This window comes from Salinicola rhizosphaerae (genome assembly GCF_014652715.1).
In the GTDB taxonomy this organism is placed as follows: domain Bacteria; phylum Pseudomonadota; class Gammaproteobacteria; order Pseudomonadales; family Halomonadaceae; genus Salinicola; species Salinicola rhizosphaerae.
The window spans coordinates 143,981-160,769 of record NZ_BMZI01000004.1; the positions used below are offsets into that span (position 1 = coordinate 143,981).

Genomic DNA, 16,789 nt, shown 5'->3' on the forward strand with positions numbered 1-16,789 from the left:
GTCATGACTCCCGATCGGCTCGTCGATGACGCCCTGGCGCTGTGCGCGCCGGTGCGTCGTGTCTGGGTGGCGCTCTCCGGCGGTATGGACTCTTCGCTGCTGCTGGAGATCGCCGCGCCGCTGGCGCGCGCGCGCGGGCTCTCCCTTCATGCCATCCATATCAATCATGGCCTGCAGCCGGCCGCTGTCGATTTCGAAGCGCACTGCCGGGCGCTGTGCGCCCGGTTGGCGGTGCCGCTCACGGTCGAGCCTGTCGAGGTCGTGACGGCTGGCGAAGGCTGGGAAGCGGCGGCCCGAACGGCTCGCTACCGGGCGTTCCGGTCGCGTCTTCAGGCCGGCGACTCGCTGCTGCTCGCGCAGCATGGCGATGACCAGGCGGAGACATTTCTGCTCGCCGCGCTGCGTGGCAGCGGCGTACGGGGGCTGGCGGCCATGCCGAGCGAGCGCGAGGATCATGGCATCGTGATTCGTCGCCCCTGGCTTTCGCTTTCGCGCTCGCAGCTCGTGCAGGAGGCCGCGACCCGCGAACTGGCCTGGGTCGAAGACCCCACCAATGCCGATGCGCATTTTGATCGCAACTATCTGCGTCTTCGCGTTCTGCCTGCCATGCGCGAGCGCTGGCCTCACGCTGCCAGTGCCGTGGCGCAGAGCGCTGCGTGGCAGCAGGAGGCCGAGGGGCTGCTGGCAGAATTGGCGGCGCTGGATCTGGCGGCGGCCGGTGGCGACCCCGCACGGCTGGCCCTGGCGCCACTGATGCGGTTGAGCGCGTCGCGTCGCCGCCTGCTGGTGCGCCACGCGCTCGACTGTCTGGGGTTGCCGTCGCCTCCCGGCACCCGGCTGGCGGAGATCGATCGTCAGTTGCAAAGTGCCGGTCAAGACCGTCAGGTTCACATCGATTGGCCCGGCGCCGAGGCGCGGCGATGGGGAGGGCATCTCTATCTGATGGCGCCGCCGGTGCCGGTCGAGGCAGGCTGGCGCCTGGAGTGGGACGGATGCGCGCCGCTCGAGACACCCTGGGGGCGCTACCATCTCGTCCTGTCGCGGCAGGGTGAGGGGAACGGCGAGCGGAATGTCGCGCGGCCGTTTCGGGTCACGCTTCGGCGCGGTGGCGAGCGTCTGAGGCTTCCCGAACGTGGCGAGCGGGATCTCAAGCGATTGCTGCAGGAGCTGGAAGTGCCGTCATGGGAGCGCGCTCGACTGCCACTGATCTGGCACGGCGAGGAACTCGTTGCCGTGCCGGGGCTGCTGACGGCGACAGGCTGGCGTCAGCGCTGTGCGAGTCGATAGCTCAAGCGTCGTAGCGCAAACGGTAGCCTGCCGACTTCCAGTAGTCGGACTCCTGCTCGAGATCGTTGAGCAGCAGTGACTGTCGGCGTGCTTCGGGCAGCGTCAATTCGAGGTTCTCGCCATCGCAGGTGAAACCGATATCGGTGACGGCCTGTTCCGGTCGCGCGTGGTTGAGAATCACCGCGAGCCGCAGGAGCCTCGCCAGACGCTGGTAGGCGGTCTGCATGGCGGCGGGCAGGGACTCCAGCTCCTTGTGGGCGAACTTGCGCCGATGGGCGCGGATCAGGAAGGCGAGTGCCTGCTGTTCCGGACGCGAGAAGCCCGTGAGATCGGAGTATTCGAGGAGATAGGCGCCGTGGCGGTGGAATTGGCTGTGCGAGATCGCAAGGCCGATCTCGTGGACCAGCGCCGCCCAACGGAGAAACAGTCGCTGCTCTTCGCTCAGCGCCCAGGCCTCTTCCAGTTGATCGAAGGCCGCCATCGCCGTCTCGGCGACGTGCTCGGCGTGCAGCGTATCGACGCTGTAGCGGCGCATCAGCAGGTCGATGCTGTGACGACGGGAGTCCTCCGGCGTGTTGCGCCCGACGAGGTCGAACAGCACGCCTTCGCGAAGCGCGCCATCGGAGTAGCGCATCCGCTCCAGGCCGAAGGCTTCGAACACCGCGCAGAGAATGGCGATGCCGGCCGGGAAGACGCGGGCGCGATCCTCCTTGAGGCCATCCATGGCCACCTTGTCGAGATGGCCAAAGCCGATCAGCTTCTTGCGTAGCTTGAGCAAGGCCTCGCGTTCGACGACCGACGCATCGCCATCTCCGCTGGCGGCAATGACGGCGGCGGCGGCCTTGATCGTGCCGCTCGAACCGATCGGGTCCTGCCAGCCAAGCTGACGATAGTGGCGCTGGATATTGGCGATCTCGGAGAGTGCGGCGAGCTCTGCTCGACGAAAGCGTTTTTCGCTCAGCTCGCCGCTCGGGAAGAACGTGCCGGTGTAGGCGACACAGCCCATGTGCAGGCTCTCGAGCGCTTGCGGTTCGAAATCCTCGCCGATGATGAACTCGGTGGAGCCACCGCCGATATCGACGATCAGCCGACGCCCGTGAACCTCGGCGAGCGCGTGTGCAGCGCCCAGGTAGATCAATCTGGCCTCTTCGCGTCCGCCGATGATCTCGATGGGGTGGTTAACCAGCGCCTCGGCGCGGTCGATCAGCTGGCGTGCATTGTCCGCGGCGCGCAGTGCGTTGGTGCCGACGATACGTAGATCGCCCGCGTCGACGCCATCCAGAAACGGCGCGAATCGCTCGAGACAGCTCAGCGCTCGTTGCATGGCAGCATCGGTGAAGCAATCGCTGGCATCGAGGCCGGCTGCGAGCTGAACCTTCTCGCCCATCTTGGCGACGACCTGCAGCTGACCGTCCTGATAGTTGGCGACCAACAGATGGAAGCTGTTGGAACCCAGGTCGATAGCGGCCAGGCGCCGCGGGGTATCGCTGGCGCTCGACTTCCCGCTCATGCAGTGGCGATCCTCGAAATTCTTGAACGTGGTGGGCGCTTTACCCGCGTCACTTCGGTGGCACGCGATCCCGCGTGGCGGCCGTAGGGTCAAGGTTGCGATGGGGGAGGGGCCTTGTCAATTATCGCCACCGGGCGCATGCTGTGGCGCATTCGAGTTGGACAGCGGAATCGCCGATGCAGCGTCGACAGTTGAACAGCGAGACATTCGAGCAGCGGCGGGAAGATGAAGCTCCTTGGCTTGCGGTCTTCGTTGCCGGGTGGTGTCAGCCTTGCGATCTTCTGCTGTCGCGCCTGTCGGCGATGACTCCGGCTGCCGGCCGCGATCTGCCGGTGGGCGTCGTGGATGTCGAGCATGAGCCGGAGCTGGCCGAGCGCTACGGGGTGAAGGGCATGCCAACGCTCGTGCTGTTTATCGAGGGCGAGCCGCGCACGACGCGCGTCGGTGCTCTGTCCGAGGCTCAGTTGGAGACGCTCTGCGACGAAGCCGCCCGGGGTTGAAAGACAGCGGCAAGCCCCCATTTCTTTACTTGCTTTCGAAACTTGGCTTGTCTACCATCTGGACGTTCGCCTGTTCCGAATGCTTCTCGACCGCCCCGCGGTCCCCCAAGTCGTCAGTCAATCCCAGCACCGATCATCGGCCGATACCGACTTTCGGACCATGACATGCTTCTCGGTTGACACTGCACCGAGAAATCGCAGGCGAATCGAACCGCTCTCCCGACTCCATGGCCCTTTGGCATGCTGTTCCACGGCAGCCCGACCGCCATGCGGAAAGCCTGACTTTCTGGGACGACTGAACGCGCCGCGCGGCGTTTGAATTGACCGCCTCATGTCCTTCTTCTTTATTTCCGGCAAACTCTTTGCCTGCGACACGAGCCATTTCTGACCGAACTCATGAATCTAACCGAACTCAAGCAAAAATCCGTCCCTGAGCTGCTGGATATTGCCCGGGAAATGGGCATCGACAATCTGGCCCGCTCGCGCAAGCAGGACATCATCTTCGCCATCCTCAAGAAGCACGCCAAGAGCGGTGAAGACATCTACGGCGATGGTGTTCTCGAGATCCTGCAGGATGGATTCGGTTTCCTGCGTAGCGCCGACTCCTCCTATCTTGCCGGGCCGGACGACATCTATGTCTCGCCGTCTCAGATTCGCCGCTTCAATCTGCGCAAGGGCGACTCGATCTCCGGCAAGATTCGCCCGCCGAAAGAGGGCGAGCGATATTTCGCGCTGCTCAAAGTCAATGAAATCAACTTCGACAAGCCCGAGAACGCCAAGCACAAGATCCTGTTCGAGAACCTGACGCCGCTGTTCCCGCAGGAGCGCCTGCCGATGGAGATCGGCAACGGCTCCACCGAGGACATCACGGCGCGCGTGCTCGACCTGACTGCGCCGATCGGCAAGGGTCAGCGTGGCCTGATCGTGTCTCCGCCCAAGGCGGGCAAGACGCTGATGCTGCAGAACATCGCGACCTCGATCACGCGTAACAATCCCGAATGTCACATGATCGTGCTGCTGATCGACGAGCGCCCGGAAGAGGTGACCGAGATGTCGCGCACCGTGCGCGGCGAAGTGGTAGCGTCGACGTTCGACGAGCCGCCGGCGCGCCACGTTCAGGTCGCCGAGATGGTGATCGAGAAGGCGAAGCGTCTGGTCGAGCACAAGAAGGATGTGGTCATCCTGCTCGACTCCATCACCCGTCTGGCGCGGGCCTACAACACCGTGGTGCCGTCCTCCGGCAAGGTGTTGACCGGTGGTGTCGACGCGCACGCGCTGGAGAAGCCCAAACGCTTCTTTGGCGCCGCGCGTAACATCGAGGAGGGCGGCAGCCTGACGATCATCGCCACGGCGCTGGTCGATACCGGCTCCAAGATGGACGAGGTCATCTTCGAGGAGTTCAAGGGTACCGGTAACATGGAAGCCCATCTCGATCGCAAGCTGGCCGAGCGACGCGTCTACCCGGCGCTCAACATTCGCCGCTCCGGCACTCGCCGCGAGGACCTGATCGCCTCCGAGGAAGAGATGCAGCGCATGTGGATTCTGCGCAAGCTGCTCAACCCGATGGATGATGTGGCCGCGACGGAGTTTCTGATCGATCGGTTGAAAGATACCAAGACCAATCTTGAATTCTTCGAAGCCATGAAACGCAGGTAACATCGGTCCGCGCTCGGCAGTACGGCGTTGAATGCCGACTCGCCATGCTCATGTACTGAAGTACACTGCGCGCCTTTGTTCGGCTTCGCCTTGTCTCCATGTCGCTCGTGACGCGCCTCGGTACAAAAGCGCGTTTGATGAGCGAGACACTAGAGGGCAGCATGTTATGCTGCCCTTTTTGTGTTTTCAGGCGTCGGGATTCGGTAACGGGATGAAGTACAACGATTTGCGCGATTTCATCGCGGTGCTCGAGGCGCGCGGCGAACTGAAGCGCGTCGGTGTCGAGGTGGATCCGTATCTGGAGATCACCGAGATCTGTGATCGCACGCTGCGAGCGGGCGGGCCGGCTCTGCTGTTCGAGAACGTCAAGGGTAGCGAGATGCCGGTGCTCGGCAACCTGTTCGGTACGCCCGAGCGCGTGGCGTTGGGCATGGGGCAGGAGAGCATCGAGGCACTGCGCGAGGTCGGCAAGTTGCTCGCGTTTCTCAAGGAGCCGGACCCGCCCAAGGGGCTCAAGGATGCCTGGGAGAAGTTGCCGATCTTCAAGCAGGTGATGAGCATGGGGCCGAAGACGCTGCGCTCTGCGCCCTGTCAGGAGGTCGTGCAGACAGGCGACGATGTCGATCTTGATCGGCTGCCGATTCAGCACTGCTGGCCGGGCGATGCCGCACCGCTGGTGACCTGGGCGCTGGTCGTGACCAAGGGGCCGCACAAGTCGCGTCAGAATCTGGGCATCTATCGTCAACAGAAGATCGGCAAGAACCGCCTGATCATGCGCTGGCTGAGCCACCGCGGCGGGGCGCTGGACTTCCGCGAGTGGCAGCAGCAGCACCCCGGCGAGCCATTTCCCGTGGCGGTGGCGCTGGGCGCCGATCCGGCAACGATCCTTGGCGCGGTGACGCCGGTACCTGACACGCTTTCCGAGTACGCTTTTGCCGGCCTGCTGAGAGGCTCGCGTACGGAGTTGGTCAAGTGCGGTCACGCCGATCTCGAGGTGCCGGCTTCCAGCGAGATCGTGCTCGAAGGCTATATCTATCCCGACGACATGGCACCGGAAGGGCCCTTCGGCGACCATACCGGCTATTACAACGAGGTGGAGTCGTTTCCCGTCTTCACCGTCGAGCGCATCACGCATCGGCGCGACCCGATCTACCACTCGACCTATACCGGAAGACCACCCGACGAGCCGGCCGTGCTGGGGCTCGCGTTGAACGAGGTCTTCGTGCCGATTCTGCGTAAGCAGTTTCCCGAAATCGTGGATTTCTACCTGCCGCCGGAGGGGTGTTCCTACCGTATGGCGGTGGTGACGATGAAGAAGCAGTATCCGGGGCATGCCAAGCGCGTGATGATGGGCGTCTGGAGTTTCCTGCGTCAGTTCATGTATACCAAGTTCGTGATCGTGCTCGACGACGATGTCGACGCGCGTAACTGGGAAGACGTGATCTGGGCCATCACCACGCGCATGGATCCCGCGCGGGATACAGTGATGGTCGAGAACACGCCGATCGACTATCTCGATTTCGCCTCGCCAGTTGCCGGCCTGGGGTCCAAGATGGGCCTGGATGCGACCAACAAGTGGCCGGGCGAGACCAGCCGCGAGTGGGGCGAGCCGATCTTGATGGACGCCGAGGTCAAGGCGCGAGTCGATGCGCGCTGGGGCGAGTACGGCATCGATATCCGGCCGCCGGCGGCGCGTCATGGTGACGATTGAGCGCGACGACGCGCGTATGGAGGAAGCCCGGTGAGCGAACGATCCGCTATCGTCGCCGGGAAACAATTTCGGATTGCCGTGACGCGGTTGTCGATAGCGCCGCGCACGGTCTGACACAGAGGTGAAGCATGACGGTCAGAATCCTGACCTGCCAAGTCGAGTCGGTCGAGGACCTGACACCGGATGTCTTTCGCGTTGTTCTCGAGGGTCGTGGTGAAGCCATCGCCCACGCGCCTGGACAGTATCTCGAGCTTGCCGTGGACGACGAGACCTGGGTGCCGTTCTCCATCGCCAGCGCCCACCGCGGCGATGATCGGCTCGAGCTGCATATCCAGCACTGGCCGGAGCGCACGAACTCCGCGCGTCTGCGGGAGCTGCTGACCCATCAGGCCAGACTGTCCGTGCGTCTGCCCAATGGCGACTGCTACCTGCCCCAAGCGCGAGAGGAACCGCTACTGCTGGTGGGTGCCGGCACCGGCTTTGCCCAGCTCAAGGCGATTGCCGAGGCGGCGCTGCGTGAGGACCCGTCTCGCGAGATTTCGATCTGGTGGGCGGTCCGTGAGCGGCGGGATCTCTACGCCGAGACGCTGGCCGCGCAGTGGTCCCTGGACCATCCCGCAGTCGAATTCCACGCGGTGATCGAAGCGCCGGAGGTCGAGCTGGAGCCGCAGCCCGGCGTCATCTGGCATCAGGGGCGCATCGACGAGGTGCTGGCAACCGAGCTCGAATCTCTCGCCGGACTCGAGATCTATATCGCCGGTTCGCCGGGCATGGTCTATGCCTGCGTCGACACGCTCGCGCCGCTCGGCCTGGAGGAATCGCAGGTGCACTCGGACGTGTTCAGCTATGCGCCGCGTGTGCCGTTTCTACCGCTGCCGGAGGCCGATCCCGAGAGCGCGCCGTTGAGTCCCGGTGAAGCACGGGAGAAGTCGTGAGCCAGTCGCCGATTCTCATCACCGGCGGTGCGCAGCGCCTCGGACGTCACTGCGCCGAGCGCCTGCTCGATGATGGGCACCCGGTGATCGTCACCTATCGCCGCGAGCGAGACACGCTGGACTCGCTGCGCGAGCGTGGTGCCATCACGCTGATGGCAAATTTCTCGAGCGAGCGGGGGATACGAGAGTTCATCGCCAGGCTCACCGAGACGACCGGGAGCCTGCGTGCCATCGTGCATAATGCCAGCGAATGGGTGGCCGATCCGGACGTCGAGGCAGCGGGTGAAACGTTCGAGCGACTGTTCCAGGTTCATATGCAGGCACCGTACCTGATCAATCTGCACGCCCGTGCACTGCTCGAGGCGTGCCAGGAGCCGCAGCGCGACATCATTCACATCACCGACAGCGTGGTGCAGCGCGGCGCTGCCGGGCAGGCGGCGTATGCCGCGACCAAGGCCGGGCTCGAAAGCCTGACGCGCTCCTTCGCGGCGCAGTTTGCCCCGCAGATCCAGGTCAATGCGGTCGCGCCGGGACTGATCATGAGCGCGGAACTTGGGGCACCAGTCGACGCTCGCCGGGTTCCCGGCCCCGGGGTCATCTATCAGACGATTCGCTACCTGCTCGACAATGACTTCGTGACCGGCACGGTCATGCCGGTCGATGGGGGCCAGCATCTCACCTGATGTCGGCAGGTTTCAGCTCCAGGCCCCTGTTACAGCGATACGGTCGCGCTAAAGCGAGACCGTATTGCCGCGAATCTGCACGAGCTTGCCTTCATCGATGACCGGGCCCGAGGGCTTGCCACCAGGCGCACCGGCGCTCGGCTCCATGCTCACGGCAAAGTCGGCGGTCTTCATCAGATTGAGCATCTTCGCCGGCAGCTGCATGGTGGCCTGTCCCTGGGTCGGCAGCATACCCAACGAAACCGGGGTGCCATTTTCCATCATCCACAGCTCCCCGCCCTTGCCGACGGGCATTGGACCGGGGGCCACGGCCTGGACCATCATCTTGCCGTTGAGCGTGGCGTTCAGAATCCAGGCTGGCTGACCGTTAGGCTGGTTGATCACGAAGACGTACTCACCGGGCATCATCGCTGGCTCTCGCGGCGCCAACGCCATCACGGCCAGGGCCAGCGCGGCGGCGGTCGCGACGCCGCTGATCGTCCGCCAGAATCCGAGTCGGTGCAGCAGTCCGGTGCGAAGGCCCAGCCGCTGGGCGATCTCCGGCCACAGGCGCTGCGGCGGAGAAACGGGTGTCAGCTGCTGATTGAGCAGTTGCAGATGCTCGCGCCAGGCGTCGACGCTGCGCTGCAGCTCGGGGCTCACGGCCAGCAGCGACTCGAACTCGACACGCTGCTCGGGCTCGAGCGTGCCGAGCACGTACTCGCCTGCGGCGAGGTCGCGTCCTTCCGGGTCGCTCAAGCGAAACGTGTCATGCATTCTTTCAACCTCTCGAGGCCGCGCCGAACCCAGCTTTTGACCGTGCCCAGCGGCGTGGTCAGATGCGATGCCAGATCGTGATGGGTCAGCCCCTCGAAAAAAGCCAATTCCAAGGCCTGACGCTGCTGCGCCGTCAATTCCGTCAGACATTGTTGCAGCGACTCGGCCTGCTGGTTGAGATCGCTCTCGTGTTCGACATCCGCCTCTCCGGGTAGCGTATCGATGATCGCTTCGCTATCGGATTCCTGCGGACGTTGACGGCGCAGCCAGTCGATACCGACATTGCGCGTCAACGTCGAAAGCCAGGTCATGGGGCGGGATCGGTTGGCGTCGTACTGACCGGCGACCTGCCAGATTCGCAAATAGACCTGCTGCAGACAATCCTGTGCGGCAGCTTCCTGGCGAACGATACGCAGAAGCTGAGCGTACAGATGCGGGCTGGTCGCGCGATAAAGCTTCTCGAAGGCCGGGCCATCACCTCGGGCGCAGGCTTCGAGGTGGGCTTTCAGCAGGTCGGGGGGCGGATAAGCCATGGATGTCCTTGGATTCCCTTTCTTTTTCTCAGTGTCAGTCTCGCCAACGGTTTCACACAAGTAAAGTTTGGCATCCTCGCTTGGCGAATCGGTGCCGATGGACAAGGAAGTCGAGGCCGATACTTGCCAAACGTAAAAAGGGCGGTACGATAGAGGCTCGAATTTCGCGAGAGATGGTCATGCCCCGGTTCGCTGCCCAACACGTCAGAGATGCTGAAAGCGCCGCTGCTTCTGTGGTGAGCGCCGCTGCTTCTGTTGTGCATGCGCTGGCGTCGGCGTTTGTGGGTTATGGCTATTGGTTTAGGACTGGCGTGCCCGCTGGTCGGTCGATATGACCTGAACCGCGAGGCACGCCCGGAACCGGGCTGCCTCCCTCGCTTCAAGAACCCCCGGATGGCTGCCCACCTCCGGGGGTTCTTGCGTTTCAGGCATCACACTGGAACGAGATGATGATGGATGCCGTAATTGCCCCCCGAAACACTGCGCCGTGCGACTCTGCCGTCAGGCGTATGTCACAGCCATTACCGACGCCGCGAGAGCTTCGCGAGCGTCTACCGCTGTCCCCTGTACTCGACGCCGACATTGCCGCGCATCGCCGGGCGATCCAGGCAATCCTGCAAGGCGAAGACGATCGACTGCTGGTCGTGACCGGCCCCTGTTCGGTTCATGATCCGCAGGCAGCGCTTGAATACGCCGAACGCCTGGCCGCGTTGAACGAGCGGGTCGGCGATCGGTTGTTGCTGGTGATGCGGGTTTACGTCGAGAAGCCCCGGACCACCGTGGGCTGGAAAGGGCTGGCCTACGATCCTTACCTCGACGGCAGCGACGACATGGCGGCAGGTCTCGCCATGGGCAGGCGCCTGATGCGAGATATCGCGACGTTGGGGCTGCCGATCGCCACGGAGCTGTTGCAACCGACGGCCGCGGCCTACTTCGATGACCTGCTGAGCTGGGCCGCCATCGGAGCACGAACCACGGAGAGCCAGATCCACCGCGAGATGGCGAGTGGCCTCCACGCGGCAGTGGGCTTCAAGAACGGCACTCAGGGCAATATCGATGTCGCCATCGCCGCCATGCAGTCTGCAGCGCACTCGCATCGGCACTTCGGGACCTCGCTCGACGGGGCGCCGGCGATGATCGAAACCGCCGGCAACCCGCACACGCATCTGGTGCTGCGCGGGGGGCAGCAGGGACCCAATCATGATCGTGACAGTGTCGTCGCCAGCCGGCTGGCGATGGCACAGGCAGGGCTCGACGCCAGCATCATGGTCGACTGCAGTCATGCCAATTCGCGCAAGGACCATCGGCGGCAGGTCGAGGTCCTGCACGACGTGCTGGCACAGCGTCTTGCCGGCGAGCGCGGTCTCATCGGTGTTATGCTCGAGAGCCACCTGTTCGAGGGTAAGCAGCCACTCGGTGACAATCTGCGCTACGGGGTGTCGGTGACCGACGCCTGTCTGGGTTGGGAAACCACCGAGCAAGCGCTGGTCACGATGGCCGAGCGCCTGCGCCTGCCCGCGGTTTGAAGTGCGGATGGCCTCTGGCTGACACCGTTCTGTCATCGCTTCGGTTCTATTCTCTTCGGCGGCATTTATCGTGACGAGGAGAATAACGATGAGTCGGGAAGTCGAAGATCACCGCCTGCACAACCAGAGCACGAACACGCCGTTCGAGGAGATCGTTGAGCGTCATCTGTCGCGCCGCCAGATCCTCCAGGGCGGCCTCGGGCTCGCCGCCTTTTCGATGATGGGCGGCTTCGGTCTAGGGGCAAGCGGTCTGGCGCTGGCGGAAGAGAAAACGCCGCTGTCGCTCGCGTTCGAGGCCATCCAGGGGTCGCGCACCGATGCCGTCGTCGTGCCGGCCGGCTATCGCGCGCAGGTGCTGATCCCGTGGGGGACGCCGCTGAGCGCCGAGGCGGCCGCCTGGCATAGTGATCTGGCGATGACGCCGGCGCAGCAGGCTGCGAGTGTGGGCATGCACCACGATGGCATGCACGCCTTCGCGCTCGACGCGGACAGCGAATCGCGCCGATTCCTGCTGGCGCTCAACAACGAATACATCGATCAGGATGCGCTCTGGGCACCTCAGGGTGGCCCGACCGATCCCGACGGCGTGCGTCCGGCCGACGAGGTCCGCACGGAGATCAATGCGCATGGCGTGACCATCGTGGAGATCGAACGGCAGCCGAATGGCAGCTGGTCGCACGTCGCCGATTCGCGCTACAACCGCCGCTTCACCACCGCAACGCCGATGACGCTCTCGGGTCCGGTGGCCGGCAGCGACTACGTCGTGACGGCCTACTCGAAAGACGGCACCGAAACCCGCGGCACCAACAACAACTGCGCCAACGGCTATACCCCCTGGGGCACCTACCTGACCTGCGAAGAGAACTGGCCGGAAGTGTTCGTCAATACCGGGGAACGCCATGCCGACGATGCGCGACTCGGCATGCCGACCGACCGCGGGCGCTACGGCTGGGAGAGCGCGGCAGGCGAAGACGAACAGTCGGGCGAGTTCTCGCGCTTTGATGTCACGCCGCGTGGCGAGAAGGCCAGCGACGACTATCGCAACGAAGCCCGCACCTTTGGCTATGTCGTCGAGATCGACCCCTACACGCAGGCCAAGGCGATCAAGCGGACTGCGCTCGGACGCTTCCGTCACGAGGGCTGCTGGCCGGGGCCGGTGCGCGAGGGCGAACCGCTGGTGTTCTATACCGGCCACGACTCGCGCAACGAGTATATTTACAAGTTCGTCAGCGCGGCGACCTGGGACCCGGCCGACGCCCCGAGCCCGGGCAACGAAGCGGAGCGTCTGGCGATCGGTAACAAGTATCTCGATGAGGGAACGCTGTATGCGGCGCGCTTCGATGAAGACGGCAGCGGAGAGTGGCTGCCGCTGACGCCGGATGCCAGGACCCCAGATGGAGAGTCCCTGGCCGACGCGCTCGGGCTCGAAGCGGGCGATCTCGCTGGCGTGATCATCCACACCTGCGACGCTGCCGACTGCATGGGGGCCACACCAATGGATCGCCCGGAGTGGTCCAGCGTCGATCCGGTCTCCGGCGAGGTCTATTTCACGCTGACCAATAATTCCAAACGCACGGCGGAGGGCAGCGAGGCGACCTATACCAACGAAGGCAGCGCGATCGACGAAACGGGTGTCGGTTATGCCACGGCGCCCACCAACGCGCCCAACCCGCGTGCCGACAACGGCAACGGTCATATCATTCGCTGGCGCGAGCAGGGTGACGGCCGTTTCCATTGGGAGATCTTCGTCTTCGGTAGCGATGCCCAGGGCAACGCCAATCGCTCGGGACTCACGGCGAGCAACCAGTTCGCAAGCCCCGATGGACTCTGGTACGACGAGCGCGGTGACGGCCGAGGGATTCTCTGGTTTCAGACCGACAATAGCGATAACGCGGTGGCGGAGTACACCAACGACCAGCTGCTGGCGGTGGTACCGGCGTCACTAAAGGCTGGCAACGGTGGTGCGGTGATCGATGACGGCAATCAGGATCAGCTCAAGCGCTTTGCCGTCGGTCCCAACGACTGCGAAGTGACCGGCATTTTCGCCACGCCCGACAGGACGGCGCTTTTCATCAACATCCAGCACCCGGGCAACTGGCCGGCAGATGGCGATGCGCTGATCCAAGATGCCACGGTAACGACGTCCGGAGCGGTTCGCCCGCGCGCCTCGACGGTGGTGATCTGGAAAGAGGATGGTGGGCCGGTAGGCGTCTGACACGCCGGGTTCGTACGGAAGCCGGACGTCACGCGTGACGCCCGGCTTTTTCGTGTCTGTTCGAAACGCTGCGCAGCGGGTCAGAACGCTGCGTTGGCGGGCGTGATTCGCGCAGCCGATATCATGCCTGAGCGGCGTAGGCGTAGAGCAGGGTTTCCTGGGCGCTGACCGGCTCGGCGTCACCACTCTGCTGCAGGTGATACTGGCCGTCGCTGTCGAGTCGCCAACTCTGGCAATTGTCGACCAGATAGGTGTCGAGGTCCTTGCGTACCTGCTGCGCCGCTTTCTTGTCGAGCAGCGGGAAGCCGGTCTCGACGCGGTGGAACATGTTGCGCTCCATGGCATCCGCGCTCGAGCACCAGACCTCATGCTTGCCGTCGTTGTGGAAATAGTAGACGCGAGTGTGTTCGAGAAATCGGCCGATGATCGAGCGCACCCGGATATTATCCGAGATTCCCGGCACGCCGGGACGCAGGCAGCACATGCCCCGGATGATCAGCTCGCAGGTCACGCCGGCCTGGGACGCACGATAGAGGGCGCGAATCAGCTTGGGTTCGGTGATCGCATTGCACTTGATCACGATGCGCGCCTTCCGGCCCGCCTGGGCATTCTTCGCCTCGCGGTCGATCATCGAGACCAGGGTGTCGTGCAGCGTGAACGGGGCGTGCAGCAGTGTCTGGATCTTGCGCGGCTTGCCCATGCCGGAGAGCTGCTGGAACACGCGATGCACGTCCTCGCAGAGCGCATCGTTGGCCGTCAGCAGGCTGTAATCCGTATACAGTTTGGCCGTCTTGGCGTGGTAGTTGCCGGTGCCGAGATGGGCGTAATGACGCAGCTCCCCGCGCTCACGCCGTACGATATGCATCATCTTGGCATGTGTCTTGTAGGCCATCACGCCGTAGATGACGATGGCGCCGGCCTCCTGCAGGCGCGAGGCGAGGGCGAGATTGTCGGCCTCGTCGAAGCGCGCGCGCAGCTCGATGACGACCGTGACCTCCTTGCCGCCGCGGGCCGCGTCGACCAGAGCACTGACGATCGCGGAGTCGGCACCGGTGCGATAGAGCGTCTGCTTGATCGCCATTACGTCGGGGTCGCGAGCCGCCTGGCGCAGCAAATCTTCCACCGGTGTGAAAGACTGGAAGGGGTGGTGCAGCAGAACATCCCCCTGGGCAATGGCCGAGAACAGGTTGACCTCGCCGCGGACCGGCTTGGGCAGGCCGGGCGTAAAGGGCCGATAGCGTAAATCGGGGCGCTGCACGTCGCCGAGCACCGCCATCATCCGGGTCAGGTTGACCGGCCCGTTGACGCGGTAGAGATCGGTTTCGCCCAGCTCGAACTGCTTGAGCAGGAAATCGATCAGGCTATCCGGACAGTTGTCGGCGACTTCCAGGCGCACGCCGCTGCCGTAGCGCCGGGCCAGCAGCTCACCGCGCAGCGCCGAGGCGAGATCCGATACTTCCTCGGGGTCGACCGAAAGATCCGCGTTGCGGGTGAGACGAAACTGATAGCAGCCTTCGACTTCCATCCCCGGAAACACCTCATGGGCGTGGGCGTGGATCATCGACGAGAGAAAGACGTAGTCGGTGAAGCCGTCTTCACACAGCGCTTCGGGCAGGCGAATCAGGCGAGGCAGAGAGCGCGGCGCCGGGAGGATCGCCATGCCGCCCTCGCGGCCGAAGGCATCGGTGCCATCGAGCTCGACGATGAAGTTGAGGCTCTTGTTGACCAGTCGCGGGAAGGGGTGGGAAGGATCGAGGCCGATCGGGCTGATGACCGGTGCGATCTCCTCCTCGAAGTAGTCTGCCACCCATGCCGCCTGTGTCGGCGTCCACTGGGAGCGGCGGCGAAAACGGATCATCTGCTCCTCGAGCGCCGGCGCCAGTACATCATTGAGAATGCGATACTGACGTTCGACCTGCTCGTGGGCGATGCGCGAGATCTCGCTCAGAACGCGCATCGGCGGCATGCCGTCGGCACCGGTTTCATCGTGTGCCAGCGCGAGCTGATGCTTGAGGCCAGCCACGCGAATCTCGAAGAACTCGTCCAGGTTCGACGAGAAGATGAGCAGGAACATCAGCCGGTCGAGCAGCGGGTGGGAGGGGTCCAGTGATTGCTCGAGCACCCGGATGTTGAACTGCAGGTGCGAGAGTTCGCGATTGAAGTAGAGCGCCGGGTCGGCGAGATCTGCCTGGGGAGACGGCGTCTCCTTGGCATGAATGCCCTTGCGTGTGCGGTTGACCCGAAGCGGCGGGGCGGCGGCTTCATCGCCGACGCCGGTCGGGCCACTGTCCGCGCGCGTTTCGTAGTTCTCGGGCGTGCCGGTGCTGTCCGTCATGAAACGTCCCCATCATGAGACCTCCCGTGCGAGAGACCTTGTCATGACCGGGGCAGGCACGCCCGCGGCCATCACTGTTGGTTGAGCAACTGGGCGGCGCGTTTGGCGAAGTAGGTCAGAATGCCGTCGGCGCCAGCCCGCTTGAAGCAGGTCAACGACTCGAGGATGACGCTATCGGCCTCGAGCCAGCCCTTCTCGAAGGCGGCCATGTGCATCGCGTATTCGCCGCTCACCTGATAGACGAAGGTCGGCACGCCGAACGACTCCTTGACGCGCTGGACCACGTCCAGATACGGCATGCCGGGCTTGACCATCACCATGTCGGCCCCTTCCTGGATATCCAGGGCCGTCTCGTGCATCGCCTCGTTGGTGTTCGCCGGGTCCATTTGATAGCTGAACTTGTCGGCGCGGCCCAGATTGCCGCTCGAGCCGATGGCGTCGCGAAACGGGCCGTAGTATTTGGAGGCGTACTTGGCCGAGTAGGCCATGATCTGCGTCTCGTGCAGCCCTTCGCGTTCGAAGGTGGCGCGAATCTCGCCGATGCGGCCATCCATCATGTCCGACGGTGAAATCACGTCGGCGCCCGCCTCGGCATGAGAGAGTGCCTGCTTGATCAGAGCCTCGATGGTGCGATCGTTCTGCAGATAACCGTTCTCGTCGGGAATGCCGTCCTGCCCGTGGGAGGTGTAGGGGTCGAGCGCGACATCGGTGATGATGCCAAGCTCGGGGAAGCGCTCGCGCAGCGCGCGGATGGCGCGCTGAATGACACCATCCGGGTTCCAGGCCTCGGCGCCGTCGAGGGTCTTCTTCTCGGGCGGCGTGAACGGGAACAGATCGATGGCGGGAATGCCGAGTTCGACCAGCTCCTCCGTTTCACGCAGCAGTTCGTCGATGGAGAGCCGTTCGACTCCCGGCATCGAGGGAACGGGTTCGCGGCGTTTTTCACCGTCAAGCACGAACACCGGCAGAATCAGATCGTCGGTCGTCAGCCGGGATTCCCGCGCCAGGCGGCGAGAAAACTCGCTCTTGCGCAGGCGGCGAAGGCGAGTGGCGGGATACTGACGAGGCAGGGAATAACGCATGAATCTCTCCACGGAAGCGGCGAGTCTCTGGCGAGGGTCTCGCGGCGCCGATCCATAAAC

13 protein-coding genes are annotated in these 16,789 nt (G+C 64.0%); 8 read left to right on the forward strand and 5 right to left on the reverse strand.

Going from position 1 to position 16,789, the window contains the following annotated elements:
• Positions 1 to 3: 3 nt before the first annotated feature.
• Positions 4 to 1,287 carry a tRNA lysidine(34) synthetase TilS gene (gene tilS, locus IE125_RS09425; RefSeq protein WP_189444417.1) on the forward strand — a complete coding sequence of 428 codons (1,284 nt, stop codon included), beginning with the start codon at positions 4 to 6 and terminating at the stop codon, positions 1,285 to 1,287.
• 1 nt (position 1,288) lies between these two features.
• Here the strand turns inward: tilS and IE125_RS09430 are convergent, their stop codons facing one another.
• A complete protein-coding gene (locus IE125_RS09430) occupies positions 1,289 to 2,797 on the reverse strand; it encodes a Ppx/GppA phosphatase family protein (RefSeq protein WP_189444418.1) in 1,509 nt (502 codons plus the stop codon).
• A 176-nt stretch (positions 2,798 to 2,973) separates the two neighbouring features.
• Between IE125_RS09430 and IE125_RS09435 the strand changes: the two genes are divergently transcribed.
• The 5 genes from IE125_RS09435 (at position 2,974) to folM (ending at position 8,282) form a co-directional block, all read left to right on the forward strand.
• Positions 2,974 to 3,297, forward strand: coding sequence for a thioredoxin family protein (locus IE125_RS09435; RefSeq protein ID WP_189444419.1), 324 nt, complete (start codon positions 2,974 to 2,976; stop codon positions 3,295 to 3,297).
• Positions 3,298 to 3,693: 396 nt separating this feature from the next.
• On the forward strand, positions 3,694 to 4,953 hold the full coding sequence (rho, locus tag IE125_RS09440) for a transcription termination factor Rho (protein WP_189444420.1): 1,260 nt from the start codon (positions 3,694 to 3,696) through the stop codon (positions 4,951 to 4,953).
• A 211-nt stretch (positions 4,954 to 5,164) separates the two neighbouring features.
• A complete protein-coding gene (ubiD, locus tag IE125_RS09445; RefSeq protein WP_189444421.1) occupies positions 5,165 to 6,664 on the forward strand; it encodes a 4-hydroxy-3-polyprenylbenzoate decarboxylase in 1,500 nt (499 codons plus the stop codon).
• 128 nt (positions 6,665 to 6,792) lie between these two features.
• Positions 6,793 to 7,599, forward strand: a complete 807-nt coding sequence (locus IE125_RS09450; RefSeq protein WP_189444422.1) for a ferredoxin reductase domain-containing protein — start codon at positions 6,793 to 6,795, stop codon at positions 7,597 to 7,599.
• Positions 7,596 to 8,282, forward strand: coding sequence for a dihydromonapterin reductase (gene folM, locus IE125_RS09455; protein ID WP_189444423.1), 687 nt, complete (start codon positions 7,596 to 7,598; stop codon positions 8,280 to 8,282). Before IE125_RS09450 ends, folM begins: the two co-directional genes overlap by 4 nt.
• 48 nt (positions 8,283 to 8,330) lie before the next feature.
• Here folM and IE125_RS09460 read toward each other — a convergent pair whose 3' ends face one another.
• On the reverse strand, positions 8,331 to 9,038 hold the full coding sequence (locus IE125_RS09460) for an anti-sigma factor (RefSeq protein ID WP_189444424.1): 708 nt from the start codon (positions 9,036 to 9,038) through the stop codon (positions 8,331 to 8,333).
• Entirely contained in the window at positions 9,017 to 9,571 is a 555-nt protein-coding gene (locus IE125_RS09465; protein WP_189444425.1) for a sigma-70 family RNA polymerase sigma factor, read from the reverse strand. Before IE125_RS09465 ends, IE125_RS09460 begins: the two co-directional genes overlap by 22 nt.
• Before the next feature lie 452 nt (positions 9,572 to 10,023).
• Between IE125_RS09465 and IE125_RS09470 the strand changes: the two genes are divergently transcribed.
• On the forward strand, positions 10,024 to 11,097 hold the full coding sequence (locus IE125_RS09470; RefSeq protein ID WP_308430131.1) for a 3-deoxy-7-phosphoheptulonate synthase: 1,074 nt from the start codon (positions 10,024 to 10,026) through the stop codon (positions 11,095 to 11,097).
• An 88-nt stretch (positions 11,098 to 11,185) separates the two neighbouring features.
• A complete protein-coding gene (locus tag IE125_RS09475; RefSeq protein WP_189444427.1) occupies positions 11,186 to 13,312 on the forward strand; it encodes a PhoX family protein in 2,127 nt (708 codons plus the stop codon).
• A gap of 121 nt (positions 13,313 to 13,433) precedes the next feature.
• On the opposite strand, the gene ppk1 is transcribed toward IE125_RS09475, so the two are convergent.
• On the reverse strand, positions 13,434 to 15,647 hold the full coding sequence (gene ppk1 / locus IE125_RS09480; RefSeq protein WP_189444428.1) for a polyphosphate kinase 1: 2,214 nt from the start codon (positions 15,645 to 15,647) through the stop codon (positions 13,434 to 13,436).
• A 71-nt stretch (positions 15,648 to 15,718) separates the two neighbouring features.
• A complete protein-coding gene (gene hemB, locus IE125_RS09485) occupies positions 15,719 to 16,729 on the reverse strand; it encodes a porphobilinogen synthase (RefSeq protein WP_189444429.1) in 1,011 nt (336 codons plus the stop codon).
• Between the last annotated feature and the right edge of the window lie 60 nt (positions 16,730 to 16,789).

Bases quoted from the DNA above. Each gene is read 5' to 3' on its own strand.
- tilS (WP_189444417.1), top strand. From the start codon at position 4: ATGACTCCCGATCGGCTCGTCGATGACGCCCTGGCGCTGTGCGCGCCG.
- IE125_RS09430 (WP_189444418.1), bottom strand. From the start codon at position 2,797: ATGAGCGGGAAGTCGAGCGCCAGCGATACCCCGCGGCGCCTGGCCGCT.
- IE125_RS09435 (WP_189444419.1), top strand. From the start codon at position 2,974: ATGCAGCGTCGACAGTTGAACAGCGAGACATTCGAGCAGCGGCGGGAA.
- rho (WP_189444420.1), top strand. From the start codon at position 3,694: ATGAATCTAACCGAACTCAAGCAAAAATCCGTCCCTGAGCTGCTGGAT.
- ubiD (WP_189444421.1), top strand. From the start codon at position 5,165: ATGAAGTACAACGATTTGCGCGATTTCATCGCGGTGCTCGAGGCGCGC.
- IE125_RS09450 (WP_189444422.1), top strand. From the start codon at position 6,793: ATGACGGTCAGAATCCTGACCTGCCAAGTCGAGTCGGTCGAGGACCTG.
- IE125_RS09460 (WP_189444424.1), bottom strand. From the start codon at position 9,038: ATGCATGACACGTTTCGCTTGAGCGACCCGGAAGGACGCGACCTCGCC.
- IE125_RS09465 (WP_189444425.1), bottom strand. From the start codon at position 9,571: ATGGCTTATCCGCCCCCCGACCTGCTGAAAGCCCACCTCGAAGCCTGC.
- IE125_RS09470 (WP_308430131.1), top strand. From the start codon at position 10,024: ATGGATGCCGTAATTGCCCCCCGAAACACTGCGCCGTGCGACTCTGCC.
- IE125_RS09475 (WP_189444427.1), top strand. From the start codon at position 11,186: ATGAGTCGGGAAGTCGAAGATCACCGCCTGCACAACCAGAGCACGAAC.
- ppk1 (WP_189444428.1), bottom strand. From the start codon at position 15,647: ATGACGGACAGCACCGGCACGCCCGAGAACTACGAAACGCGCGCGGAC.
- hemB (WP_189444429.1), bottom strand. From the start codon at position 16,729: ATGCGTTATTCCCTGCCTCGTCAGTATCCCGCCACTCGCCTTCGCCGC.